At 66.1% G+C, this 26,280-nt stretch carries 20 protein-coding genes; 10 read left to right on the top strand and 10 right to left on the bottom strand.

Annotated features, from left to right (window positions below):
- Nucleotide 1: 1 nt before the first annotated feature.
- The 4 genes from ACHAC9_RS00450 to ACHAC9_RS00465 all read right to left on the bottom strand — a co-directional run bounded on the left by ACHAC9_RS00450 (nucleotide 2) and on the right by ACHAC9_RS00465 (nucleotide 3,280).
- The gene (locus ACHAC9_RS00450) at nucleotides 2–1,609 is read right to left on the bottom strand and encodes a methyl-accepting chemotaxis protein (protein WP_435756030.1); all 1,608 of its coding nucleotides are present in this window, start codon (nucleotides 1,607–1,609) and stop codon (nucleotides 2–4) included.
- A 215-nt stretch (nucleotides 1,610–1,824) separates the two neighbouring features.
- A complete protein-coding gene (locus ACHAC9_RS00455) occupies nucleotides 1,825–2,145 on the bottom strand; it encodes a DUF2288 domain-containing protein (protein ID WP_435756032.1) in 321 nt (106 codons plus the stop codon).
- A gap of 11 nt (nucleotides 2,146–2,156) precedes the next feature.
- Entirely contained in the window at nucleotides 2,157–2,846 is a 690-nt protein-coding gene (locus ACHAC9_RS00460) for an RES family NAD+ phosphorylase (RefSeq protein WP_435756033.1), read from the bottom strand.
- On the bottom strand, nucleotides 2,843–3,280 hold the full coding sequence (locus tag ACHAC9_RS00465) for an MbcA/ParS/Xre antitoxin family protein (protein ID WP_435756035.1): 438 nt from the start codon (nucleotides 3,278–3,280) through the stop codon (nucleotides 2,843–2,845). Before ACHAC9_RS00465 ends, ACHAC9_RS00460 begins: the two co-directional genes overlap by 4 nt.
- Before the next feature lie 122 nt (nucleotides 3,281–3,402).
- Here ACHAC9_RS00465 and ACHAC9_RS00470 point away from each other — a divergent pair, with 122 nt between their 5' ends.
- Nucleotides 3,403–3,861 (top strand): YybH family protein, encoded by a 459-nt coding sequence (locus ACHAC9_RS00470; protein ID WP_435756037.1) that lies wholly within the window; start codon nucleotides 3,403–3,405, stop codon nucleotides 3,859–3,861.
- Here the strand turns inward: ACHAC9_RS00470 and ACHAC9_RS00475 are convergent.
- From ACHAC9_RS00475 to ACHAC9_RS00495, 5 genes are all read right to left on the bottom strand, one after another.
- Complete coding sequence (locus tag ACHAC9_RS00475; RefSeq protein ID WP_435756039.1) at nucleotides 3,858–5,741, bottom strand: CocE/NonD family hydrolase; 1,884 nt, start codon at nucleotides 5,739–5,741, stop codon at nucleotides 3,858–3,860. The genes ACHAC9_RS00470 and ACHAC9_RS00475 overlap by 4 nt on opposite strands.
- Before the next feature lie 158 nt (nucleotides 5,742–5,899).
- Nucleotides 5,900–6,898 carry a Bug family tripartite tricarboxylate transporter substrate binding protein gene (locus tag ACHAC9_RS00480; RefSeq protein WP_435756041.1) on the bottom strand — a complete coding sequence of 333 codons (999 nt, stop codon included), beginning with the start codon at nucleotides 6,896–6,898 and terminating at the stop codon, nucleotides 5,900–5,902.
- Nucleotides 6,899–6,947: 49 nt separating this feature from the next.
- Nucleotides 6,948–7,679, bottom strand: coding sequence for an SDR family NAD(P)-dependent oxidoreductase (locus ACHAC9_RS00485; protein WP_435756043.1), 732 nt, complete (start codon nucleotides 7,677–7,679; stop codon nucleotides 6,948–6,950).
- Between the two features lie 121 nt (nucleotides 7,680–7,800).
- On the bottom strand, nucleotides 7,801–9,450 hold the full coding sequence (recJ, locus tag ACHAC9_RS00490; RefSeq protein ID WP_435757223.1) for a single-stranded-DNA-specific exonuclease RecJ: 1,650 nt from the start codon (nucleotides 9,448–9,450) through the stop codon (nucleotides 7,801–7,803).
- A gap of 44 nt (nucleotides 9,451–9,494) precedes the next feature.
- Complete coding sequence (locus ACHAC9_RS00495; RefSeq protein WP_435756045.1) at nucleotides 9,495–10,631, bottom strand: hypothetical protein; 1,137 nt, start codon at nucleotides 10,629–10,631, stop codon at nucleotides 9,495–9,497.
- Between the two features lie 149 nt (nucleotides 10,632–10,780).
- On the opposite strand from ACHAC9_RS00495, the gene ACHAC9_RS00500 reads away from it, so the two are divergent.
- The 9 genes from ACHAC9_RS00500 (at nucleotide 10,781) to ACHAC9_RS00540 (ending at nucleotide 24,773) form a co-directional block, all read left to right on the top strand.
- Nucleotides 10,781–12,049, top strand: a complete 1,269-nt coding sequence (locus tag ACHAC9_RS00500; protein ID WP_435756047.1) for a lipoprotein-releasing ABC transporter permease subunit — start codon at nucleotides 10,781–10,783, stop codon at nucleotides 12,047–12,049.
- A 28-nt stretch (nucleotides 12,050–12,077) separates the two neighbouring features.
- Nucleotides 12,078–13,346: a lipoprotein-releasing ABC transporter permease subunit gene (locus ACHAC9_RS00505; RefSeq protein WP_435756049.1), complete on the top strand. Its 1,269-nt coding sequence runs from the start codon at nucleotides 12,078–12,080 to the stop codon at nucleotides 13,344–13,346.
- Nucleotides 13,339–14,037 carry a lipoprotein-releasing ABC transporter ATP-binding protein LolD gene (gene lolD, locus ACHAC9_RS00510; RefSeq protein ID WP_435756050.1) on the top strand — a complete coding sequence of 233 codons (699 nt, stop codon included), beginning with the start codon at nucleotides 13,339–13,341 and terminating at the stop codon, nucleotides 14,035–14,037. Before ACHAC9_RS00505 ends, lolD begins: the two co-directional genes overlap by 8 nt.
- A gap of 7 nt (nucleotides 14,038–14,044) precedes the next feature.
- On the top strand, nucleotides 14,045–14,845 hold the full coding sequence (locus ACHAC9_RS00515; RefSeq protein ID WP_435756051.1) for a TatD family hydrolase: 801 nt from the start codon (nucleotides 14,045–14,047) through the stop codon (nucleotides 14,843–14,845).
- A 175-nt stretch (nucleotides 14,846–15,020) separates the two neighbouring features.
- Nucleotides 15,021–17,783 carry a type VI secretion system Vgr family protein gene (locus tag ACHAC9_RS00520; protein ID WP_435756053.1) on the top strand — a complete coding sequence of 921 codons (2,763 nt, stop codon included), beginning with the start codon at nucleotides 15,021–15,023 and terminating at the stop codon, nucleotides 17,781–17,783.
- A 144-nt stretch (nucleotides 17,784–17,927) separates the two neighbouring features.
- On the top strand, nucleotides 17,928–19,541 hold the full coding sequence (locus ACHAC9_RS00525; RefSeq protein ID WP_435756055.1) for an esterase/lipase family protein: 1,614 nt from the start codon (nucleotides 17,928–17,930) through the stop codon (nucleotides 19,539–19,541).
- Complete coding sequence (locus ACHAC9_RS00530; RefSeq protein WP_435756057.1) at nucleotides 19,538–21,247, top strand: T6SS immunity protein Tli4 family protein; 1,710 nt, start codon at nucleotides 19,538–19,540, stop codon at nucleotides 21,245–21,247. Before ACHAC9_RS00525 ends, ACHAC9_RS00530 begins: the two co-directional genes overlap by 4 nt.
- A complete protein-coding gene (locus ACHAC9_RS00535; protein WP_435756059.1) occupies nucleotides 21,244–22,398 on the top strand; it encodes a T6SS immunity protein Tli4 family protein in 1,155 nt (384 codons plus the stop codon). The genes ACHAC9_RS00530 and ACHAC9_RS00535 overlap by 4 nt, the downstream gene beginning before the upstream one ends.
- A 29-nt stretch (nucleotides 22,399–22,427) precedes the next feature.
- Entirely contained in the window at nucleotides 22,428–24,773 is a 2,346-nt protein-coding gene (locus tag ACHAC9_RS00540; protein WP_435756061.1) for a DNA internalization-related competence protein ComEC/Rec2, read from the top strand.
- Here the strand turns inward: ACHAC9_RS00540 and ACHAC9_RS00545 are convergent.
- Entirely contained in the window at nucleotides 24,770–26,278 is a 1,509-nt protein-coding gene (locus ACHAC9_RS00545; RefSeq protein ID WP_435756063.1) for a HAMP domain-containing sensor histidine kinase, read from the bottom strand. The genes ACHAC9_RS00540 and ACHAC9_RS00545 overlap by 4 nt on opposite strands.
- Nucleotides 26,279–26,280: the final 2 nt, after the last annotated feature.

Consider the following 26,280-nt stretch of genomic DNA (forward strand, 5'->3'; position numbering starts at 1 on the left):
TTCACGCCGCTGCCAGCGCCAATGGCGAGGTCGTGGTGGCGGCACGTGTGCGGGCCGGTGCAAGGCCGAGCTCGTCCAGCGTGAAGGTGCTGACTACCTGCGCCAGGCGCGCAGCCTGTTCCTGCATCGACTCGGCGGCGGCTGCCGCTTCCTCGACCAGGGCCGCGTTCTGCTGGGTGACCTGGTCCATATCGACGATCGCGCTGTTGACCTGTTCGATACCGGCGCTTTGCTCTTCGCTGGCGTGGGCGATATCGGCGATGATGGTCGTCACCTGCTCGATGCTGCGCACGATCTCGCCCATGGTGGCGCCGGCGCGGTCGACCTGGCCGTTACCTGCCGCGACCTTGTTCACCGAGTCGTCGATGAGCAGCTTGATCTCCTTTGCCGCGCTTGCCGAACGCTGGGCCAGGTTGCGCACCTCGCCGGCGACAACCGCGAAGCCGCGGCCCTGCTCGCCGGCGCGGGCCGCTTCGACTGCCGCGTTCAGGGCCAGGATGTTGGTCTGGAAGGCGATGCCGTCGATGACGCTGATAATGTCGACGATCTTGCGCGAGGAGTCGTTGATCGAGCCCATCGTCGCCACCACTTCCGCCACCACGGCGCCGCCCTGGCCCGCAATCGCGGCGGCGTTCTTCGCGAGTTGGTTCGCTTCGCGCGCATTGTCCGCATTCTGGCGCACGGTCGAGGTCAGTTCTTCCATCGACGAGGCGGTTTCTTCCAGGGAGCCGGCCTGCTGCTCGGTGCGGGCGGAGAGGTCGGCGTTGCCGCTGGCGATCTCGTTCGACGCGGTGGCGATGGAGCCGGTGCTGCTCCGGACGTGGCCGACGAGGTCCGCCAACGCGGCCGACATGTCGCCCAGTGCGCGCAGCAGGTCGCCGGTTTCGTCGCGCTCGGTGGCCGGAGGGCGGCTGGTCAGGTCGCCGCGTGCGACGCGCTGGGCGAAGCTGACGGCGTGGCGCAGCGGCACCGTGATCGAGCGCGTGATCAGCCAGGCACAGGCCGCGCCCAGCAGCAGGGCGGCCACGCCCAGCGAGATCAGGATGACGCGGGTGCTCGCATAGGCGTCGAGGATGCCCTTGGCGACGCCGTCGGCGGCGTCGATCTGCATCGCCGCCAGCTTGTTCATCTCGCCGAGGAAGGCCGCGGCGAGCGGCGTGAGCTGCGCGGTATAGATCTTGTCGGCGCCCGCGACGTCGCCGGCGCGCTTGGCCGCGAACAGCGCGGCGCGCGCCTTCAGGTAAGGATCGCGGCTGGCTTTCACGACGGCGAACTGGGCGCGCACCGCTTCGTTGCGCAGCGATGCTTCCACCGTATTTTGCAGCTCGGTGGAGCGGACCGAGACTTCCTTCATGCGCGCTTCGACGCGCGCGATGACGGCGCTGTCGTCGGTCACATAGACGGTCTGCATCATCGCGCTGTTGAGCTCGATCAGCTTGCCCCATTCGGCGACATTGCGCTGGTTCTTGATGCTGGTATGCACCAGCCGGCCCGTCATGTCGCCCGCTTCCTGCATGCGCAGCACGGCGGTCACGGTCACGGCCAGCAGCAATGCCAGTACGATGGCAAATCCCGCGCCGAGGCGCACGCCGATCTTGAGGTTTTTCACGTTGGATTCCCGATGAATGCGCGGCCGGGGGCCGCTGTTTGAATTCGATACGACCGTCGGACTGACCGGTACGCGGCGAGCGCCGCAATCGAGCGATTCAGGGGAGTATACCAGCGCAGCGGCATTAAATGATGCCTTGCGGCAAATTCGCAACATCACGCGATGGCAATGTTGCAATCAGAGGCGGGTAGTAGCAGAGAGGGCGCCCTGAAGACTCAGTGCAGCTGCTTCTTTTCGGGCTGGACCAGAATGAACGGATGCACGACCGCCGCCCACAGCGCGGCGCCGCCGGCACTCCAGGTCTCGGCCTGCAGGTCCGATACCTTGGCAACTTTGGCGTCGGCCATCCAGCGCGCAATGGTCGCCTTGTCGTCGTGCGAGATGCGCATCGCGACGTCGATCAGGTCGAGTTCTTCGCTGACATAGATGACATTGCCCTGGGCGAAATGGCGCTCCAGCTCGCTCCATTCGACGCGGCCGGTCTCGCGGTTGATCTTGTCGTGCAGTTCGGTATCGTTTTCGGGCTTGGTTTTCATGGCTGCTTACATCAAATAATCTCGACCGTCGGAGTCGGCGAACCCGCCCATGTTAACCGATAGGCCTGGCCCTTGCGCACATTGCCGACCAGGGCCGGGCGGAAGCACGCCAGGTTGATGCCGGTGGGCGCGCGCACGCTCGGGTAAATGATGCCCATCGCGCCCAGTTCGAGCAGGGTGTTGGCCAGCTCCTGCGAGGCGACATAGCTGCGCGGATCGAGGCATTTGGTGAAGCCGCGCGCGCCGCGGATGTCGTGGAAGGTCGCGTTGAAATCGGCCAGCATCGCCTGGTAAGTCACGCTGTCCTCGAAACGCCCGATTTCCTGATACTCGACCGTCTTGTGGAAGCTGACCTCGGCCAGGGCCGTCCTGGCGTCGAACGCGCAATACCAGGCGCCGCGTTCGCCATCGTTGAAACGGCTGCCTTCCGGGCGCGCATAGGTGTAAGCGGCATTGATGATGCGGAAGTTCGGCAAGCCGAAGACCAGCTCGTCCATGCCGATCCCGGGCAACAGGCCCGCTTCGCCGCGCAGGCGCGCGTTGGTCGCGTTGTCGAGGTCGAACAGGTCGCGCAGGGTGTCGTCGTTGTCGGAGAGCGGCGCGAGCACCGAATCTTCGAGGTCGGCGAAGCGCGAGGGGAGCAGGCGGCAGGTATCGAACTGGCGCAGGCTGGCGAGTTTGGGAAGCGCCGCGAAGATCACAGGCCCCCGCGGCGTGCGTCGAGCAGCTGGCGCACCGTTTGCATGGCCAGCAGGCCGCCGCCCAGCATCACGGCCAGCGGCGTGCGTCCGCCGAAGATCAGGTTGCTGTTCGGGAGATGCACCCATTCGTCGGCGAGCTTGTCGCCGTACAGGATGTGCAGGGCCTTGTAGACGCCCAGCAGGTAGGAGATGCGCGTGATGCGGTCGACCTCGAGCACCCGGTCCGGATTCTTCTTCCAGTCGTAGAAGCTGGAAGCGGACAGGCCGCCGAGCAGTTCGCGCGCATCTTCGTCGCGCACTTGCCAGGCGCCGGCCAGCTTGAAGAAGCCGGACAGGGCGGACTTCGACAGGCGCTCGCGCTCGGCGCGGGAATTCAGGTCGACCAGGACCGCGGGCTCGAAGCGGCTGCGCGGGTAGGAGTAAGCAAGATTCATGGGTTTCTCCGTTTCTGGAGTATTTATACTCCGTTTTCGGACCTGTTGCAACTGATGGTTGTCAAGCCGTGTGGACCGTGACAGAATTGGCGCCGAATTGTCAGAAGGAAAAGGTTATTCCAATGCGGTGGCGATCGGCGGGAGTGTTGTTGGTGGTGGTGGCCTGCATTGCGCTGGCGGCCGTCGGCATGGCGCGCGGTTCGCGCGTGGCCCCGGGCGACTTGCGCCAGCAAGTCATGGCAGCCGAACGCGGCTTCGCCGCGACGATGGCGCGGCGCGACTTCGAGGCGTTCAGCGCTTACCTGTCGCGCGAGGCGGTCTTCATGCATCCCGGCGCTGCGTCGCGCGGCAAGGAAGCGGTGGCCCAGGCCTGGCGCGGCTATTTCGACAAGCCGCAAGCGCCGTTTTCGTGGGAGCCCGATGAGGTCGAGGTGCTGGCATCGGGGACGCTGGCCTACAGCAGCGGCCCGGTGCGCGATGCCGGCGGCAAGCAGATCCGGCGCTTCAACTCGGTCTGGCGGCTGGAAGGGCCGGGCACCTGGCGGGTGGTATTCGACCGCGGCTGCGACTGCCCGCGCTAGCGCAGCACCGGCAGCTCGATGTAACTCTGGTTGCCGGCATCGTGGTGCACCGCGTTATCGGCCACCACACCCACCTTCTCGCTTTCGTTCGGCCCGCCGGTATTGAGGTTGCGAACGAATTTCGGGAAATTCGACGAGCTCACCTCGACCCGGATCCGATGCCCCGCACCGAACTGTATCGCAGTCGCGATCGGGGTCGGGCGGATCGTCACCACTTCGCCGGGGGTGAGCATTGCGGGCTTGTCGAAACCGTTGCGGTAACGGGCGCGCAAGATCGTGTCGCCGATGATCCAGGCGGTGCCGTCAGGCGCGACATCGACCAGTTTTACCGAGAAATCGGTATCCTTCGCGCTGGAGGAGACGTTCAAGACCGCGTCGACGAAGCCCGCAACGCTGACCGGTGTGGGCAGCGGGTCGCTGGTGTAGACGAGCACGTCGGTCCTGGCTTCGACCTGACGCTGGTCGAAGGCGCCGGGCACCACGATGCCGCCGTTGCAGCAGTCGCCGCCGCCGATCGTCTGCACCGGATTCATCGGGTCGTAGCGGTAACGGTCCGCCGCTTCGGCCTGTGTCGGCGGCTCGGCCGAGAGGCGGCCGTCCCCATGGAGCGAATTGGCCTTGCCGCCAGAGCGCAGGTACAGCCGCATCGGCCTGGCCTTCTCGGGCGGCCATTGGCTTGCGCTCTGCCAGCGGTTGGCGCCCATCTCGAAATAGCGCACGCGCGGCGTATTCGCGGGGAAGGCCCTGGCATTGCCTTTCAGCCAGCGGTCGAACCAGCCAAACACGGCGCCGTCGACATCGAAGCTGGTGTCGCCCATGGCGCGTTCGCCGACGGTGGTGTCCGGGCCGAGCTTGGCGAACTGGCAATGCGGCACCGGCGCGACCACGGCATACTGGTTCGCGCTCGCCTCCTTGTCGGTGCTGGCCGCACGCGCATGGTTGAACAGCTCGAGGTTGGGCCCGATCGACACGTCATACCAGCTGTTGAACCAGAGCGCAGGCACGCCCCAGCCCATGTCGTCGTGATACAACCCGCCCTGGCGCCAGCCCGGATCGCCCGGGGTGCGCTTGATGAACTGCTCGAAGGTCGACGGCGGCTCGCCGAGCGAACTCAATAGCCCGTCGACAGGCAGGTGCTTGATCTGCTTGTTCCAGTCGACCTTTGGTTTGCCCGGATCGAGGTCGTTGTATGCCTCGATCCGTGCGCGCAGCTTTTCATCGACAATGGAAGCCGGCAGTTCGGCGCGCAGCGGATTGTCGACGCCATACAGCCAGACGAAGAACAGGTTGCGCGGCACGCCCCCGGTGTACCAGTTGCCTTGTTCCTGGAAACGTCCCACCTTGCCGATACCGGCGCCGGCCGCCATCGGCACCATCGCCGCATGCGCCGGGTGGTTCAGCCCGGCGAGCGCCAGCTGCCATTCGGCCGACGACGAGCAACCGAGCGTGCCGACCTTGCCGTTCGACCAGGTCTGCCCGGCGATCCAGGACAGGGTGTCGTAACCGTCGGTGTGCGGATTGCCGAGGATCTCCCATTTCCCTCCCGAGAAATAGCGGCCGCGCTCGTTCTGGACGATGAAGGTATAGCCGCGTTTGACCGATTCGAGCACGTAACGCAGTGTCGCGCCCTTGAGCTTGCCTTCGTTGTAAGGCGTCTTCCACAGGATGGTCGGGAGCGCGCCTTTCGTGTTTTTCGGCATATAGATGTCGGTCGACAGCGCAACGCCGTCGCGCATGCGCACCATGACCGAGGACCGCGCAGTAGCGGTCTGCACCAGTTCCTTCTCCAGGGCTTCCTGGCTGTATTTCGCATAGTCCTGCGCCGCGACATCGGTGACATCGGACAGGAACAGCGCTGCTGCGACTAGACTGGCGGTCATGGTTCTCAAGACAACTTCTCATGCGAATGAAAGCAAAAGCTGGGGTCAGGTTGACATTCAGACACGACCTCAACCGTACAGGTGGGCCTGGCGCGACATCGTGGTGCTAAAGCAGAGTTCGTGTACGAATGTCAGACCTGACCCCAGCCGTGGAACGTTCAGTCGGCGGTCGCGCCCGACTTCTTCACCGTCTGTCCCCACTTCGCCGTTTCGCTGCGGATGAATTCAGCGAACTGCTCGGGCTTTTCGCCATGCGGTTCGGCGCCTTGCTCGGCGAATTTCTTTTTCACGTCCGGATCGGCCAGCGCTTTGAGGATGGCGGCGTTCAGCTTGGCCACCACCGGCGCCGGGGTGCCGGCGGGGGCCAGCAGGCCGAACCAGGAGGTGGCGCTGTAGCCCGGCACGCCGGCTTCGGCGATCGTCGGCACGTCGGGCAGGGCCGGCGAGCGCTGCGGCGTCGTCACCGCCAGCGGCCGCAGTTTTCCGGCCCGGACGTGGCTGATCACCGACGGCATGTTGTCGAACATGAGCGCGGTCTGCCCGGACAGCAGGTCGGTCAGCGCAGGCGCGCTGCCTTTATACGGGATGTGCTGCATGTCGACGCCGGCCATCTGGTTGAACATCTCGGCCGACAGGTGGATCGAGGTGCCGCTGCCGGACGAAGCGAAGTTGATCTTGCCGGGATTGGCCTTGGCATGCGCGATCAACTCCTTGACGGTCTTGTAGGGCTGCGAGGGATGGACCACCAGCAGGTTCGGCACCAGCGCCACGCGGGTGATCGGCTGGAAGTCCTTGATCGGATCGAAGGCCAGCTTCTTGTACAGGCTCTGGTTGATGGCGTGCGTGCCGACGGTACCCATCAGCAGGGTATGGCCGTCGGCCGCGGCGCGCGCGACCATCTGCGTGCCGATATTGCCGCCGGCGCCGGGACGGTTATCGATCATCACCGACTGGCCCAGCTCGCGGCCCATGTGCTGGCCGATGATGCGCGCCAGGGTGTCGGTCGTGCCGCCCGCCGAGAAGCCGACGACGATCGTGATCGGTTTGCTCGGGAACGCGGCCTGGGCCTGGGCGGCGAAGGGCGCCAGCGCGAGGGCGCCAAGGGCAGCTGCGGCGAGGGCGAGCGTGCGGCGCTTCGGTAGGGTGGAACGAATCATGGCGGGTCTCCTGAATAGTGAATAGTTATGGTGGTAAAGGCGAAAGGTGCTAGATGGGTGCGACCCCGAGCGTGGTGCCGCCGCAGACGTACAGCACCTGGCCGGTCACGAAGCCATTCTCGGGCGCGAGGAAGAACAGCGCGGCGCGCGCGACATCCTCGGGCGTGCCGAGGCGCTTGACGACGATGCTGTCCAAAATACGCTGGGTCTGCGGCGCGCCCTCGGGATTACTGTTGCGGAAAAGCTCGGTGGCGATCGGTCCGGGCGCGACGGCATTGACGGTGATGCCGTCGGCGCCGAGTTCCTGGGCCAGCGTGCGCGTCAGGCCAATCAGCCCGGCCTTGGTGCTGGCATAGACGATGCGTTCGGGTTTGCCCAGTGCCGCGCGCGACGCGATGTTGACGATGCGGCCCTGTCCTGATGCGCGCAGGGCCGGCAGGCAGGCCTGGACCAGCAGGATGGGGGCTTTCAGGTGCAGGCCGACGACGTCGTCCAGGTCAGCCATGGTGGCGCTGTCGATGCTGCCGGGACGGGTGGCGCCGGCGTTGTTGACCAGGGCCGTCACGGCGTAGGTCGTGGTGATTTGGCGCGCGGCGCCCGCGATCTCGTCCTGGCGGGTCAGGTCCGCCTGCAGCGAGAAGAGACGGTCGTGGCCCCAGTCGGGCGCCCGGTAGTCGAGATTGACGACGCTGCGGCCCTGCGCCAGCAGCGCTTCGCAGATCGCCCGGCCGATGCCGGAACTGCCGCCCGTAACGAGGGTAACTTCCTGTGGTTCGCTCATCCATGCCTTTCTTGACCGATGCCCATGGCCTCGCAGCCCGGAATGCATAAATATTAGCATGGCATCGGCGGCCGATGAGCACAGCCGTACGAGCGCGTTACGCAGGCGCCCGAATGCGCGTTTACGCCGGCTCCGCGTGCTCCACCAGCAGCTGCACCTTGGTCACGCCGTTGTACTCGTTGGCGTCGAGCCGGAAGGCGACCCGCGCGCGTTCGCCCAGGCCGTCGGTATGGCCGAACCAGATGGCGTCATAGCGGCGCCCGTTGCGCTCGAGCAGAAGCTTGAGGTGCTTCTCTTTGAGGATGCGCTGGCTCAGTACGCGAAATTCGTCGCAGAACACGGGCGGCGCGAAGCCCTGGCCCCAGACCTGGCCATCCATCAGTTCGATGAAGGAGGTCGTGTAATACTCGTCTTCGAGCGGGCCGTCGGTCTCGACCACGCGCTCGAGCTGCGCCTGGGTCAGCCAGGCGCGCCCGACCGCTTCGAAGGCCTGCTGGAAGGCCTCGAACGATTCGTGCTTCATCGTCAGGCCCGCCGCCATCGCATGGCCGCCGAACTTGTCGATCAGGCCCGGTACCCTTTTCGATACCAGATCGAGCGCGTCGCGCATGTGAAAGCCCGGAATCGAACGTCCCGAGCCCTTGATCAAGCCCGGGCCGCCGGGAGCGAAGGTGATCGTCGGGCGGAAGAATTTTTCTTTCAGGCGCGACGCGACGATGCCGATCACACCCTGGTGCCAGCCGTCGTCGAAGACGGTAATCGTGCTGCTGTCGGTGGGCTCGAACGCGTCGAGGTGCAGCAGCGCCGTGTCCTGCATGTCGGCCTCGATCTCGCGCCGCTTCAGGTTGATGTCGTTGAGCTGCTGGGCGATCGCCCAGGCGCGGCCTTCGTCGTCGGTGGTGAGACATTCGATCCCGAGCGCCATGTCTTGCAGGCGTCCGGCCGCATTCAGGCGCGGGCCGACGGCAAAGCCCAGGTCGAACGGCGAGGCGCAGCGCGCTTCGCGGCCGGCGACCCGGAACAGGGCCGCCACGCCCGCATGCATGCGGCCGGCGCGCATGCGCTTGATGCCCTGCGCGACCAGGATGCGGTTGTTGGCGTCGAGTTTCACGACGTCGGCGACGGTGCCCAGGGCGACCAGGTCGAGCAGGTTGTCGAGTTTCGGCTGGGTCTGCGCATCGAACACGCCGCGCCGGCGCATTTCCGCGCGCAGGGCCAGCAATACATAAAAGACCACGCCGACCCCGGCCAGGTTCTTGCTCGGAAAACCGCACTCGGGCTGGTTCGGATTGACGATCACGCGTGCCGGCGGCAGGAAATCGCCCGGCAGGTGGTGGTCGGTGACGACGACTTCGATGCCGCGCCGGTTCGCCTCGATCACGCCGTCGACGCTGGCAATGCCGTTGTCGACGGTGACGATGATGTCGGGTGCCTTTTCGCGCGCCGTGAGTTCGACGATTTCGGGCGTGAGGCCATAGCCGTGCACCACGCGGTCGGGCACGATGTAGTCGACGTTCGCGCCCATCGCGCGCAGCCCCCTCAGGGCGGTCGCGCAGGCGGTGGCGCCGTCGCAGTCGTAGTCGGCGACGATCGTCATTTTCTTGCCGGCGGCGATGGCGTCGGCCAGGAATACTGCGGCCACGTCGATGTGTTTCAGGCCGCCGGGGGGCACCAGGGCGGTCAGTTCGCAGGACAGTTCGCGTACGTCGAGCAGGCCGCGCGCGGCGTAGATGCGGGCCAAAACAGGGTGCACGCCGCCCTGGCGCAGCATGTCGGACTGGCGCGGCGGGCAGGGGCGGGTCGAAATGCGCGTAGTCAAAGCAGTCGGTCCAGGGTAGGGCGGCGCCAGAAGGTGCGTTGCGCCAGGGCGGTGGTGGAGAATTCGGCATGCGCGTCGCGGTGGCTCAGCACCAGGGCAACTTTGCGTACGCGGCCCTTCATCAATGCGTCCAAGATGGGTGCGAACAGCGCGGCTTCAAGCTGCTGCAGCTGGTTGATCCAGCCGCCCCAGTCGGCGCCGACCGCATACGGGGCCGCGTTGGCGCAGTAGAGGATGGTGTCGCGGCCGGCGCCGGCGCCGAGGTCGACGAAAAACCGGGCCAGGTCGTCCACGAGGGTGTCGGCCAGGGCGTTGACGCCGCCATGCGCAGCGAAGGCCGCCAGCTTCGGCGCCCTTGCGTCTGGCGCCGGGAAGCGTGCCGCATCGGCCCCGCCCCAGATCCAGAACGCGTTCACGGGCGTCAGGCGGCGCGCCTCGCGCGCCAGGTTCACCGGGTGCGTATGCCAAAGGATTTGCACCTCGTTCTGCAGGCGCCGAAAGGCCGCCGCGCGGGTGCCGATCGGCATCCAGTCGGTCAGGTCCATGCCGAGCGCGGCGTCAAGCGTGGACGTGTCGAGGTCCGCCCAGTCGTCGGCGCGCATGAACCAGGTGCCGGCGTCGCCGTACACGAGCGTGTGGCCCGCCTCCTCGAAATACGGAAGGGCGGTGTCGAACAGGGCGCGGCTGTCGGCCTCAAGCAGGTGCAGCATGCCGGGGTCGCCCATCATCAAGTGGGTGCGCGCAATTTCGATATGGACCGGATTGACGATGAACCAGGTACCCGCCTCTGGGGTGAGGCCGCAGGCGCGCATCGCCGCCGTGGCCAGCGCCGGACGCCCGGCGTCATGCAAACCGAGCGCCCGGGCCAGCCATTGCTCGTGCGGCAGGGCGCGGATCGCATCGTCGACCTGCACGCGCGCGTGGCTGCTGGTACGCGACAGCAGCGAGGCCAGGGCCGGCGCCTCGAGGGCGCGCACCAGGTCGGGTGCGAATTCGGGAATGGGGAGGGCGAACGGAAGGACGAGCGTGATCTGGGACATCCCGTGATTGTAGGCGAAATGGCCTGCGCGCGAGTGGTCGGCCGCCGAACCCGGCAGGTAAAAGAGGGAGGCTGCGAACGCTTGCGGCGGCATGTCGTCTCCGCTGATGGGCAGATCACCCATTCGAGCGGCGCCGGACTCGGTAAGTTCCTGCCGCGGCAGGGGGCTTTCGTGGGGTGGCGCACTGTCATGGATGAGCTTTGTGTGGCAAACTGCGGGTCGGTTGTCAAACACTTACATTCATGAGCATCCTCTACAAGCTGCCGTTCGAAGCGCTGGTCGGGCTGCGCTATACGCGCGCCGGCAAGCGCAGCGGCCGCAACCGCTTCATTTCCTTCATTTCGATGATTTCCGTGGGCGGCATCGCGCTCGGCGTCGCGGCCCTGATCGTCGTGCTGTCGGTGATGAACGGTTTTCAGAAAGAAGTGACCGACCGCATGCTGTCAGTGCTGGCCCATATCGAAGTCTACGACGTGCGCGGCGCCATGCCGGACTGGCGCGCGGTCGAGCGTGCCGCGGCCCGCAACGGGCAAGTGCTGGCCGCCGCGCCCTTCGCCGACGTGCAGGGCATGCTGCTGCGCGACGGCGTGATGAAGCCGACCCTGCTGCGCGGCGTGTTGCCGGCGTTTGAATCCAAGGTGTCGGAAGTGGCGCAGCAGATGCGCCAGGGCAGCTTCGACAGCCTCACGCCGGGCTCGATGAACGTCGTGCTGGGGAGCGCACTGGCCAAGTCGCTGGAAGTAACAGTCGGCGAACGCGTGACGATGTTGCTCGGGTCCGCTGGCAGCAGCGGCGGCGCCCCGCCCGCGCCGCGCACCCAGACGTTGACGGTGGTCGGCATCTTCGAGGCCGGCCACTACGAATTCGATTCCACGCTCGCTTTTGCCCATCTGGACGACGCTGTCGCGGCCGCGCGCATCGAAGGCCCGGCCGGCCTGCGCCTGCGCCTGCGCGACATGCACCAGGCGCCGCAAGTGGCGGCCGAGTTGCGCCGCAGCCTGGCTGGGGAACTGGTGCTGCGCGACTGGTCGCAGGTGAACACCATCTGGTTCGCCGCCGTGCAGTCGCAAAAGCGCATGATGTTCATCATCCTGGCGATGATCATCGCGGTTGCCGCCTTCAACCTGGTCTCCACGCTCGTCATGACGGTGAAGGACAAGCAGTCGGACATCGCGATCCTGCGCACGCTGGGCGCGTCGCCGCGCTCGATCATGAAGATCTTCATCGTGCAGGGCACCCTGGTCGGCCTGCTCGGCAGCGCGCTCGGCGTGCTGCTCGGCGTCACGGTGGCGATGAATGTCGACCTTATCGTGCCGGCGATCGAGCGCGTGCTGGGAGTCCAGTTCCTCTCGAAGGAGATCTACCTGATCAGCGAGATTCCGTCGGAACTGCGCTGGCCGGATGTGGCGAGCATCGGCGGCCTGGCCGTGCTGCTGGCCTTCCTGGCGACGCTCTACCCGAGCTGGGCGGCGGCGCGCGTGAATCCGGCGCAGGCGCTGCGCTACGAATGATCATTCCTGACCTGATAAGCTGCGCACCATGAGCATTCTCCACAAACTGCCGTTCGAATGGCTGGTCGGCCTGCGCTACACGCGCGCCGGCAAGGGCAGCGACAACAGCGGCTTCATCTCCTTCATTTCGCTGATCTCGGTGGCGGGCATCGCGCTCGGCGTGGCGGCGCTCATCATCGTGCTGTCGGTGATGAACGGCTTCCAGAAACAGGTCACCGACCGCATGCTGTCGGTGCTGGCGCACATCGAGGTGTTCGACGCGCGCGGCGACATGCCGCAGTGGCAGGACGCCGCGCAAGAAGCGCTGCGCAACCCGGCCGTCCTCGGCGCCGCGCCCTTCGTGCAGAGCGAAGCGCTGCTGCAGCAGCGTGAGGGCGCGATGCGACCGGCCGTGATTCGCGGCATCCTGCCCGAAGCGGAACGCAATGTCTCGGATATGGCAGGCACCATGCGCCAGGGCCGGCTCGATTCGCTCACCCCCGGCAGCTTCAACATCGTGCTCGGCTACGCGCTGGCGGGCGCCCTGAACCTGCAGGTCGGCGACAAGGTCACCATGCTGCTGGCCCAGGCCCAGGCCACACCGGCGGGCCTGCTGCCGCGCATGCGCACGTTCACGGTGTCCGGCATCTTCGAGGCGGGCCATGCCGAGTTCGACGCGAGCATGGCCTTCATCAGCCTGACCGATGCGCAGAAGATGGAGCGCCTCGCCGCACCGGCCGGCCTGCGCCTGCGTGTCCGGGACATGCACGCCGCGCCGCAGGTGGCCCTGGAATTGAAAAAATCGATGTCGGGCGATCTCGTCATGCGCGACTGGTCGAAGCTCAACGCCATGTGGTTCGGCGCCGTACAGACCGAGAAAAAAATGATGTTCATCATCCTGACCCTGATCGTGACGGTGGCGGCCTTCAATCTCGTGTCGACGCTGGTGATGACGGTGACCGACAAGCAGGCCGACATCGCGATCCTGCGCACGCTCGGCGCCTCGCCGCGCTCGATCATGAAGATCTTCATGGTGCAGGGCGCGGTCGCGGGCCTGCTCGGCACCGCGGCAGGCGTTGCCGGCGGCGTGCTGGTCGCGCTGAATATCGATGTCATCGTTCCATTCATTGAACAGTTATTGGGAGTGCAGTTCTTGTCCAAGGATATTTACCAATTCACGGCCGTTCCATCCGACCTGCGCTGGCCGGACGTGACCCGCATCGGCGTCGTTGCCGTGATCCTGTCGTTCGTCGCCACCCTGTATCCGAGCTGGTCGGCGTCGCGCGTGAAACCTGCGGAGGCACTGCGCTATGAGTGATTCCACGAATACGCCGGTACTGGCCTGCCGCGGCCTGTCCAAGACGTTCAAGCAGGGAGACTACGAAGTGCAGGTGCTCGATAAGATCGATTTCACCATCGGTCGCGGCGAACGGGTCGCCATCGTCGGCGCCTCCGGCTCGGGTAAATCGACGCTGCTGCACCTGCTGGGCGGGCTGGACACGCCAACCGAGGGTTCGGTAACGCTGCTGGGCGAGGATTTCGCCACCCTGTCCGAAACGCGCCGTGGCGAGTTGCGCAATTCGTCGCTCGGCTTCGTCTACCAGTTTCACCACCTGCTGCCCGAATTCTCGGCGCTCGACAACGTCGCCATGCCGCTGCGGATCCGGCGCGTCAAACACGCGCAGGCAAGCGAGCAGGCGCAGGCGATCCTGGCGCGCGTCGGTCTCGCCAAGCGCGTCATCCACCGTCCCGGCGAACTGTCGGGCGGCGAACGCCAGCGCGTGGCGCTGGCCCGTGCGCTTGTCACCCAGCCGGCCTGCGTGCTGGCCGACGAGCCGACCGGTAACCTCGACCACACGACGGCGCTCGTCATCTTCGACCTGATGCTCGAACTCTCGCGCACCCTCGGCACGGCCTTTGTGATCGTCACCCACGACATGGAACTGGCGCGCCGCTGCGACCGCGCCTTGCGCCTGACCGAACACGGGCTGGTGCCGCTCGAGGAGTAAAAAAACCATGTGGATCGATACCCACTGCCATCTGGACGCACACGAATTCGGGGCCGATGCACTCGGCATCGCGGCGCGGGCGGAGGGCGCCGGGGTGTCGATGATCGTGATCCCGGCAGTCGAACGCGGTAACTTCGACGCCGTCGCACGCCTGGCGCATACGGCGCCGAACGCCAGCTACGCGCTCGGCATTCACCCGATCTGTGTGCCGCAGGCGCGCGACGAGGACCTGGTGCTGCTGCGCGCCGCCGTCGAAGCGGCAATGAGCGACCCGCGTTTTGTCGCGATCGGCGAGATCGGGCTCGATTTCTTCATCCCCTCCTTATGCGAACCGGCCATGCGCGAGAAGCAGGAACGCTTCTTTCGCGAACAACTGCGCATCGCGCGCGACTTCGGCCTGCCGGTGCTGACCCACGTGCGCCGTTCGCAAGACCAGGTGCTGAAACACCTGCGCCAGGTGACCCCGCCAGGCGGTATCGCGCACGCCTTCAACGGCAGCGAGCAGCAGGCGAATACCTTCATCAAGCTCGGCATGCATCTCGGGTTCGGCGGCGCCATGACGTTTACGCGCGCGCTGCAGATCCGGCGCCTGGCGAGCAGCCTGCCCTTGGACCGGATCGTGCTGGAAACCGATGCGCCCGACATTTCCCCAAGCTGGATTCATCCGGCGCGCAATAGCCCCGAGCAGCTGCCGGCGATCGGCGCGGCACTGGCCGTACTACGCGGCCTCGATACGGCCGAGGTAAGCGCCGCCGCCTGGCACAGTTCAGCGGCTGCGATTCCGCGTTTGACAGCGTTGCTGTCGTAATAAAACCGCGATTGGATGGAACCTTTTGTGCTGGCCGGACTCGGCTGTGCGCGCATACAGAAGAGTGTCCAGACCGTGCAAAGTTCGCCACATCGGGCCCGGGCACGATGACACGGCGCAACCGGGTATTGTCGGCTTCGTGTGACCATGGCTTCTTTCGGCCTGGGAGACGACATTGGACAGCGCAAGTGCCTTCCTGCGGGTGCTACGGCATGAACAGTCACTGAGCACGGCGCACCGCGCTCTGCGCCTGCGGCTCGGGCATGCCGAGGGACTCGAGGGCGACGTCCTGCTGCCGCAGCAGGTCACGGGCACGGAATCGATTTGCGGGGGCATCGAGTACCGCGTTGCCTGCGTGTCGAGCAACCCGGCGCTGCCGCTCAAGGCATTCATTGCGCTGCCGGCCGACATCCAGATCGTCACCGACCGCGGCGCGCTGCGCAGCGTGTGCGGCATCATTACCGAGGCGCGCTCCGGCGACAGCGACGGCGGCCTCACGACTTACCAGCTGGTGCTGCGCGACGCGCTGGCGATCATGGAAAAGCGGTTCAACAGCCGCGTCTTTCGCAACCAGAACGAGCTTGGCATCGTGCAGGTCCTGTTCGACGAATGGCGCCATGCGAACGCGGTGCTGGCCGGCGCCTTCGAATACGAGCTCGACGCGCTGCTCGACCTGGCCGACTATCCGGCGCGCGAACAGACCATGCAGTACAACGAGTCCGACGCCGCGTTTGTCCGGCGCCTGCTGCGCCGGCGCGGCATCTCCTGGTGCGTGCGCCCCGGGCGTAGCCGCGGCAGCGCCGTCGACCCCTCCCATGACCGCATCCCCGCGCATACGCTGGTGCTGTTCGCCGACGCCGGCAAGCTGCCGCAGAATGCCGCCGGCACCGTGCGCTACCACCGCGACGACGCCACCGACGCCCGCGACACCATCACCGCCTGGAGCGCGGCGCGCAGCCTGCAGCCGGGTTCCACGTCCCGCCACAGCTGGGATTACAAGCAGCCCGCCGGCAGCCAGTTCATGGCAAGCACTGCCCGCGCCGATGTCGACCAGGGCGGGCACGGCAACGCCCTGGCGGCCACCCTCGACGACTACCTGGTCGAGGCGCCGCATGCCGGCAACGATATCGAGGACAGCGTGCGCCTCGGCCAGCTGCGCATGGCGCGTCACGGCTTCGAGGCGAAATGCTTTCATGGCGAAGGCACGGTGCGCGATTTCTGCGCCGGCCAATACTTTGTACTCGCCGAACATCCCGAGATCGATACCCATCCGGAGAACGAGCGCGAATTTCTCATTACCGAAGTCCACGCCAGCGTGCGCAACAACCTGCCGGGCGATATGTCGGCGCGCATCGAACGCCTGCTGGCAAAAAGCGGCTGGGGCGCAGCGCTCGGCAGCGCCCCGGTACAGGTAGGGTTCACGGCCGTGCGGCGCGGCGTCCCGGTCGTGCCGGCATTCGACGCACGGGCCGATCTGCCGCACCCGCAGCTGCAAAGCGCCATCGTCGTCGGCCCGGCGGGCGAGGAAGTCCATTGCGACAGCCTGGGCCGCGTGAAGATCCGCTTTCCCGGCATGCGCACGCGTGACCACGCGCACGCGCACGGCGCCGGCGCGTCGGGCTCGCCGCTCGACTCGGCCTGGGTCCGCGTCGCCTCGAACTGGGCGGGAAACGGTCCCGGCAGTGCCCAGCAGTGCGGCACGCTCGGCCTGCCGCGCGTCGGCAGCGAGGTGCTGGTGGCTTTTCTCGGCGGCGACCCGGACAAGCCGATCGTGCTGGCCCAGCTGTTCAGCGGCCAGGCGCCGCCGCCCGCGCTCAGCCCGAACGGCGACCTGCCCGGCAACCGCTACCTGTCGGGCTTGCGCAGCCGTGAAGTGAGCGGGCAGCGCGGCAACCAGCTGCGCTTCGACGACACGCGCGGCCAGATCAGCGCCCAGCTGGCGAGCGACCATGGCGCCTCCGAACTGAACCTCGGCTGGCTGACGCGCCCGCGCGCCAACGGCGAAGGCGAAGCGCGCGGGGAGGGTGCGGAGCTGCGCAGCGATGCCCATGTGGCGATCCGCGGGCGCAAGGGCGTATTGATCAGCGCCGAGGCGGCATCGCAGGGCGAAGGCGGGCAACTGGCGCGCAGCAGCCTGATCGGCCTGACGGAATTGATGCAGAGCGTGGTCGACGAAATGGCCAGGCTGGCCGAGCAGCATGCCGGCGACGAGCCCAGTAGCCCACGCCTGGCCGAACTGGCCGAGAAGCTGAAGCACTGGGAAGACGGGAGCAACACGGCGCCAGGCGGGGACGGGGCGGCGCCGATCGTCGCCGTCACCGCGCCGGCCGGGATGGTGCTGGCCAGCCAGGACAATGTGGCACTCGGCTCCGAAAAAAAGGTTGACGTGGTCAGCGGCGGCGACGTCGGCGTCACAGCCGGGGGCAACGTGTTCGTGCGCGCCGCGCGCGGTATCCGGGGCTTCGCGCACGCGCTCGGCATCAAGCTCGTCGCGGCGCGCGGCAACGTCACCCTCGAGGCGCATCAGGGCGGCATCGACCTGATGTCGTCCGGGCGCATCAGCCTGGTCTCTTCGGAAGCCATCTATATCGAGGCGCCGCTGGTGCGAATTATCTCGAAGGGCGCGACAACGGAATGGGCGAACGGCGCGATCGATCAGCAAAGCAGCGGGAAGCATGTCGTGAAGGCCGCCTCGATCGTGCACGGCGGGCCGGGCGGGGGGTCCCCGGCGACGCTCGATTTCGCAGCATCGAAAATCCGCACAGACGAGCGCGTTGTCTTGCGCCACTTGCAGACACGCGACCCACTTCCCCACCAGCGCTACACCGCGTATCTGGAAGACGGCAGCACGGTCGACGGCGTCAGCGACGAAGACGGGCGCACGGCGCTTGTCAACACTGCCACGCTGGGGCCGGTCCGTTTCGACCTACTTCCCTGAAGCCCCGAATTCGTCCCCATGAGTGAACCGACCAGGCCACTGCCGCCTCCTACCCCCTTGTCCAACGGTGGCTGGGCGGTCCATTCATTCACGTCCTCGACGGAATACACAGTGAGGGGGCTGGGTCTGGTGCCGCCGAATCACGTGATTCCGGTGATTGTCGTGCCTGGGATCATGGGGACCAATCTGAAGGCGAAAGCGAAGCCGCGTCTGGGGCGGATCATCAACGAAAAGAACGCGAAAGTCCCGCTTGGAGACAAGGCCTGGCGTCCACCTAACGGCATGCAGGAGGGCCTGAATGCTTCGATTGAATGGGGCCGTTTTTCAGCAGCGGACCGCCAGGAAATATTCGATGGCCCGACGCTGGAAGTGGACGACGCTGGCGCCGTCACATTGTTGGACGCCGTCGACGGTTATGTGCTAACAGAGGCGGATGTGCGCCAGCGCGGGTGGGGCGAGGTCCATGCCGACTCGTATGGCATCTTGCTGCATGCGCTGCAGACGCGCCTGAACCAGACCTTCGGGTTCGACGAACAGACAAAGAAGCGCGTTCTCCAGCAGCACTGGAAGGATGTGATGGCGTGCGAGCCGCAGAAGTGGGGGGTGCGCGAGTTTGAACCGCTGACGGAAAACCACCTCGTGAAACACGCAGGGCATTATTTCCCGGTCTACGCCGTTGGCTACAACTGGCTGGAAGATTGCGAACAATCGTCGCAGCGCTTGGAAAAGCGCATTCTCGAGATCATTGAGTTCTGGGCCCAGGCAAAACGTAGTTGCGACAAGGTAATCCTCGTGACGCACTCAATGGGTGGCCTGGTGACACGCGCCTGCGCCAAGCGCATTCCGGACAAGATCGCGGGTATCATTCACGGCGCCATGCCCGCATACGGGGCGCCGGCCGCCTACCGCCGCTTGGCCTGCGGGACCGAAAGTTCGAGTCCGGATAGCAATCCGCTCGACAATATGGAAGCATCCGCCCTCGCGAAAATCCTCGGCGAAACAACCGAGAAAACCACCCCCGTGCTTGCGACCTCGCCCGGTGCCCTCGAGTTGCTGCCGAATCATCTCTATCCTGGACCGTGGCTGCATGTCCGCATCACGACGTCCATCGGCAAGCATCAAGCTGCAGCCGCCACCACGAAAGCTAGCGTCGCAGCCAACAGCCCGGCGTCCAGCGATTATCTGCATCTTCCAGGCGGAAGATTGACTAATCCGTATGACATGTACCGAGACATGACATCTTGGTATCGCCTGATTAACCCAGCATTGTCAGACCCGGCTGATAAGTATCGAGAAAAACCGGGCGGAGTGGAAAAAGCTATCAAATCAGCAATTGAGACTGCAGAGAAATTTCACCGAGCCCTCGGCGATTATTACCATCCGAATACCTACGCTTTTTACGGCGCCGATCAGTACCGACGATCGTATGGCCGAGTGCGTTGGGTCGCGAAGCAACAGGCAGGGGCGGCAACAGTCGTCACAGCGGCAAACGTCGGGGCTGCACGTTTTCTTAGTCACACTGCTCTCGGCCAGCGGCGCGTCCGGTTGGAAGAGAAGGCGGACCTGCTTTTCGAGCTCGAAGAGCAGGACGCCCGTGGCGACGGTACGGTCCCTCACCAGTCAGGCATGGGGCCGAGCGGGAAGGCAAAACAGGTTTTCGCGACGCAAGGATACGACCATCAGGGGGCGTACAACCATTCCGATATGTTGATGCTGACGTTACGCCTGATCGTGAAGATCGTCCAGGAGATGCCGTGAAGCGTTGGCTCCGGAACGGGCTGGCCAAGCTGCTGGCCGGGTTGGTCATCGTCGGATTGATGGGCGCCTGGGCCGTCGGCGAGGTTCGGGAAAAGCGCGAGGCGGCGCAACGGGACAAAGATGAGGTAGCACGCATGACGCAGAAAATGACGACGGTATGTATAGGAAGGTTTCTGATCGACTTGCCTGAGGAAACCCGGCTTGAGCTGGCACGGCCGCGCATCCATGGGCTTGATATCTCGTCTTTCGATGAGCCGGAAGATGAGTTTCAGGTCCGCCTTGCGCAGCGCGAAGCGCGCCTGCGGGCGGCACCAGACCGACTCGGAGGAAACAAGAACCTCGAATCGATTAGGGAGGTAAAAACCGACAACGGCATCGTAGGCAAGATTTTCGTACATAGCCGGACAGTGATGGAAGGCACCCAGGCAAGGGGTCTGGAGCTAGAGCGCTACCGTTATGAAGGTGTTTCAGTCGAGGCCCTTGTGCATGGAAGGGGCATGAGCTTCGATCTGTCAGCGGTCGATTACGACCCCAATAAAATCGAAAATCTACCTAGGTTGGTCTCCAAGCTCGTGCCGAATCCGGATGGCCGCGCACCTACAGAACCGGGGTTTTGCATCCACCGAGCGTGGTTCCGTGATCCCCTGACCGCCGACCAGGGAGAACGAATCATGATGTTCGCCCAGTTGCCCAGCCATCCGGACATCGAATTGACAGCCATTCTGGCCGCCGGACTCAAGCCCGATAAGCAAAGCTTGTTAGAGAGGAGTGCGGATATCGAGGCAAGATTGACACCGGATGAAAAGAAACGCGTAGTCAACCTTCGCGCAGCGCCACGGGCGATTGACGGCGTTACCGGCGACGAGATAGTAACGCGTGTCGCTGAGCTGAATGACACGACCGGTTATAGCTTTTGGTGGGAGGTCAAGGGGACGGAGGACAACGTCCTTGTTCCGCATTTCGTCTTCAAGATGACGACTGGAAAAGGTAGCAACCGACCTGTTCCTACCTCGTTGTCTCAAGGAGCCACAATTGCTCTGTGGGACAAGATATCGTCCAGCATTCGATTGCGCCCTGCGGAGCCGCCCAAACCAATTGCTGCCGAGCCGCCGCCCACGCCCCTCGGCGCCTACGCCTGGGCAGGCGAGCCTTGCCCGGAAAGCGGCTGGTGGCGTTGCAGCGTCGGCGGCAACGGCACCGGCGTGCTCGGTGGGCAGCGCCGGTATGTCAACAAGGGCGAGCGGATGCCGCAGGCGCTGCTGCTGCCGCCGCGGACGCTGTGGGAAAAGTTCAGGCGCATCCAGCCGAGTGTGGAAAGCCCGACGCAAACTTCGTGGAAACTGATCGACAAGCGCGCCCGCACCCGCGACCGCGCGCACTCGCCGCTGCCGCTGGCGCAGGCCACGCCCTCGGTAGATACCGGCATCCTGGAGCCGCAAGCCATGCCGCTCGGCAGCGTCGCCGCCACCGGCGTTTCCTGTCCCGCCAGCGGCTGGTGGCAATGCGAGGATTCGCGCGCGCTCGACGGAACCCGCTGGTTCGCCCGGGGCAGCCTGCTGCCGCCGGCAAGCTTTGCCGCCCCGCCCGGCGCCTTCGGCCGTTCGGGCGGCGCGGCAAGGTCGATCGAGCGTCGCGGTACCTGGCGCCTGGTGCGCCTGGCCGACGAGCCGGGGCAGGCCGCCAGCGGCAGCGGGGAAACGGCATGACGCGTCCCTTGCGCAACAGGCTGGGCGCCCTGTTCGCCGCCCTGGCATTCGCCGGCGTGGCGGCAAGCCTGGTCGCCGGCCAGGTGCGCGAGGCCGAGGCGGCGCACCGTGATCAAGCCGATGTGGCGCGCATGACGACAAACATGAAGTCCGTCTGCATCGGCAGGTTTCTCATCGACCTGCCGCAAGAGACACGCCTCGAGTTGCGCGGGCCGCGCATCGATGGCTTCGACATTTCGTCCTTCGACGAGCCGGAAGCCGCCTTTTACGTCCGCCTTGCGCAGCGCGAGGCCGAGCTGCGGGCGACGCCGGATCAGTTTGGGGGGAACAAGAACCTCCGATCGGTTCGGGAGGTAAAGACGGACAACGGCGTCATCGGCAAGATTTTTGTCCATGGCCACAAAGTGACGGAAGGCACGCGAAACAGGGGGCTGGAACTGGAGCATTACCGGGATGAAGGAGTGGCGATCGAAGCCATGGTGCACGGCCATGGGATGAGCTTTGCTGTGGCGGCAGGCGATTACAACCCCGACAACATCGAAGACCTGCCCAGGCTGGTCGCGAAGCTGGTACCGAACCCGCGCAACCAGATCCCAACCGAACCGGGCTTCTGCATCGACCGCGCCTGGTTCCGCGATCCGCTGACGGCCGATCAGGGCGAAGAGATCATGATGTCCGCCCAGTTGCCAAGCCACCCGGACATCGAGTTCCTGACCATTCTGGCTGCCGGGAACAAGCCCTCTCGTCAGAGCTTGCTCGAAAGGAGCGCAGACACGGATGCAAGGTTGACACTGGCCGAACGGTGGCGCATATCCACTCTGCGCGCAGCACCGCGACAAATTGCCGGCATTACCGGCGATGAACTGGTCACACGTTACGCCGAGATGAATGATACTGTCGGTTATTCATTCTGGTGGGAAGTCGCCGGAACAGTAGACAACGTACTCGTTCCGCACTTTGTTTTCAAAATGACCACCGGCGAAGGCGATCAGGAACCGGTTTCCACGTCGATGTCGGAAGACGCCGCCATGGCGCTCTGGGACAAGATCACGTCAAGCATCCGCTTTCACACGCCCGTCCCGGCGAAACGCGCGCGTCCCGCGTCGCCCGACAACGCATCAGCCAAGTCGTTGCGCCTGCCCGAGGCCTGACGATCCCGCTGCCCATCAGCCAGCGCACAATGCGCTCCACCATCCTCGGCTTCGTCGCCGGTGCCGCCTTCCTGCAAACCCGCGCCACGCTGCCTGAGGCCTGGCAGATCGCAGCCTGTGCAGCCGCAGCGCTCGCCCTGCTGCTCGCCGTGCGCGGCCCCGTGCGCGGCGCCATCGCCGGCACCTTGTTCGGCTTCTGCTGGGCCGCCTTCATCGCCCACCTGGCCCTCGCGCCCCAACTCGACAAAGCCGACGAAGGCCGCGACATCGAGATCGTCGGCACGGTCGCCAAGCTGCCGCACGACTTCGGCCAGGGTGTGCGCTTTCAATTCACCGTCGAAGATGTGCTGACCAGTGCAACCGGAGTGCCGCCGACGCTGGCGCTGTCCTGGTATCGCGGTGAGGACGAGAAACTGCAACTACGTCCCGGCCAGCGCTGGCGCCTGACCGTACGCCTGCAGCGCCCGCACGGTAACGCCAACCCGCATGGCTTCGACTACGAAGCCTGGCTGCTGGGGCAGGGCATACGCGCGACCGGCTACGTGCGCGTGGCCCCTGGCAACCGCCGGCTCGACGATTTCGTCCTGCGCCCTGGCCACATCGTCGAACGCAGCCGCGATATCCTGCGCACGCGCATCCTCGAAGCGCTGGCCAATGAACCCTATGCCGGCGTGATCGTCGCACTGGTGGTCGGCGACCAGCGCGGCATCGAGCAGCCCGACTGGGATGTGTTCAACCGCACCGGCGTGAGCCACCTGGTCGCCATCTCCGGGCTGCACATCACGATGGTGGCGGGACTGGCGGCCCTGGGAATATCAACGCTCTGGCGCCACTCCTTCTTCACGAACGCCCAACTGCCCCTGCTCCTGCCCGCGCAAAAGGTGGCGGCCCTTGGCGGCGCGCTTGCCGCGCTCTTGTACGTGCTGCTGGCCGGCTTCGGCGTGCCGGCCCAGCGCACGCTCTACATGCTGGCCGTCGTGGCGGCCGCCTTGTGGATGGGACGCGCGACAAGCGTGTCGCACATCCTGTGCCTGGCGCTCGGACTGGTCGTGCTGCTCGACCCCTGGGCCGTGCTGTGGCCGGGCTTCTGGCTGTCGTTCGGCGCGGTCGGCGTCATCCTGTATGCGGGCCTGGGCAGGATGGAAGAAGGCGCCCCTGGCTGGCGCGGCACGCTGCGCCTGGCCGCGCGCGCGCAGTACGCGGTCACGCTTGGCCTGGTGCCCTTGACGCTGCTGCTGTTCTCGCAGGTGTCGTTGGTCGGCCCGCTCGCCAATGCAGTCGCGATTCCGGTCGTCAGCTTCGTCGTTACCCCGCTGGCTCTGGTCGGCAGCTTCCTGCCTGCGGCGCTGGCAGGACCGGTGCTGTGGATTGCCCATCTGGCGCTCGCCTTGCTGGCCAAGTCCCTGGAGTGGCTCGCCGCGCTGCCGCTGGCTGTCTGGAGCGCGCCGGCGCCGCCACCCTGGCTGTTCGCGTTGGCCTTGCTCGGCACCGCCTGGATGCTGGCGCCGCGCGGCTGGCCGCATCGCTGGGCCGGTGCGGCGGCCTGGCTGCCGCTGTTCCTGCTGCAGCCGGCGCATCCGGCGCGCGGCCAGTTCACGGTCACCGCCTTCGACGTCGGGCAGGGCATGGCGCTGCTGGTCGAAACGGCACGGCACCGGCTGCTTTACGACACCGGTCCGCAATACGCGCCGGCGCAGGACGCGGGCAGCCGCGTTATCCTGCCTTACCTGCGCGCGCGTGGCATCAGGCACCTCGACACGCTGGTCGTCTCACACAGCGACCTCGATCACGCCGGCGGCGCATTGACCCTGCTCGATGCGCTGCCGGTCGACCATGTGAGCAGTTCGCTGGGGGAGGGGCACCGGGTCGTCGCGGCAGCAAAGCACCACACGCGCTGCAGCGCCGGGCAGCGCTGGGAATGGGACGGCGTCGTGTTCGAGATGCTGCATCCGGCGCTTGCCAGCTACGACACCGCCGGCCTGAAGGCCAACGCGCGCAGCTGCACCTTGCGCATATCGGCGGGGGGAAGGGCGATCCTGCTGGCCGGCGACATTGAAGCGGCGCAGGAGGCGGCACTGGTGAATGCGGCGCCGGACCAGGTGCGCGCCGACGTCCTGCTCGCGCCCCATCACGGCAGCGGCACCTCTTCCACGCCGGCCTTCCTGGCCGCGGTCAGGCCGTCGATCGGCGTGTTCCAGGTCGGCCACCGGAATCGTTACCGGCACCCGAAAAAGGAAGTGTTTGAACGCTATGGCGAGCTGGCCATCCAACGCCTGCGCACCGACGAATCGGGCGCCATTACCTTTGAATTCGCGCGGCACATCACGACGAGTGAACACCGCCGCGATCACGCGCGCTACTGGTACGACCGTTAGAGCGGCAGCACGATCGCCACCTGCAGCCCGCCACCCTCGCGGTTCGTCGCCCGGATCGTGCCGCCATGCGCGTGCACCACGCGTTCGGCGATCGCCAGGCCCAGGCCGTGGCCGTCGACGTTGTTATTCGACGGATTCGAGCGGAAGAAGGGCTGGAAGATGGTCGGCAGGTCGCCCGGCGCGATGCCGGGGCCGCGATCGAGCACGTCGACATACACCCAGGCGGTGTCGCAGCGCAGCGCCAATTCGACGGCGCCGCCCGCGCCGCCATGCTTGACGGCGTTGCGTACCACGTTCTCGATCGCGCGCCACAGCAGGTCGGGCGCGCCGCGCACGGCCACCTGCAGTTCGCCCGCGATCCGGACGGCGATAGCGGGACCATCGGGGCCGGCCTCGAAACGCGCGTCGGACGCGACGCCGTCGACCAGCTCTCCCATGTCGACCAGTTCGATTTTCGGGAGCTCCGGGTTCGCCTCCAGGCGCGACAGCGTCAACAGTTCGCCGACCAGTTTATCCATGCGCACGCTCTCGCGCTCGATGCGTTCGAGCGATGTCGCGATTTTGTCGGGCTGCTGGTGCGCCAGGCCGATCGCCGCCTGCAGGCGCGCCAGCGGCGAGCGCAGTTCGTGCGAGACATCGTGCAGCAGGCGGCGCTGGCCATCCATCAGGGCGCGCAGGCGGCCGCTCATGCGGTCAAAATCGCGTCCCAGGTCGTTCAGTTCGTCGCCGCCGCTGCTCTTGCTGCCGGCGAAACGCGGCGCCAGGTCGCCGGCCGCGGCGGCTTCGAAGGCATTGCGCAGGGCACGGATCGGACGCGAAAAATACCAGGCCAGCAGCAGGGCGAACAGCAGGCTGACGATCACGCTGGCCAGCAGCGGGATCGGGTTGTTCAATTGCCAGCCGGGGCCGAACGGGCCGACGTGGCCGCGTGGACCGCCGCCGCGCGCAAAACCCGGGCCACCGTCGGGGCCCGCGTGCGCACCGGCGTGCGAGGGGCGCGCTTCGCCGCGGCCGCCACTGGCGCCCTGGCCGGGAGGCGCACCCGCGCCGGCAAGCACGGAATGCAGCGCGCCCGCATGCAGGTGGCGCGGCACGAAAGCCAGCAGTCGCTGTCCATCAGGGGCAAGCAGTTCGCGCACGGGACGGAACGGGAGGTCGGCGCCAAGTTCGCGCCGCGCCTGGGCGAGGACCGCCGGCGCGACGCTGCGTCCGAGCAGTTCGCGTCCTGTCGGATCGATGACCAAGACCGTATGCCGCGTCATCTTTCCGACGATCTCGCGCAGCGCAGGCAAGCCGCCGTGTTTCAGGGCGATCGCGCTCGCGTCGAGCAGGAAACCGGCTGGCGGCCCGGTCTCGATGCCCGTCGCAGTGGTCGACAGGCGTGCCTGTTCGCGCAGCCAGAAGTAGCTGCCGATGCCGACTGCTGCCGCCACCTGCGCCAGCAGGATCGAGAGGAAGAATTTCCAGAAGAGCCGTCCCGCCGGCCGCGTGATCCTGCGCGCCATCG

Origin of the sequence: Massilia sp. CMS3.1 (assembly GCF_051262535.1) — a bacterium.
GTDB lineage: Bacteria > Pseudomonadota > Gammaproteobacteria > Burkholderiales > Burkholderiaceae_D > Telluria.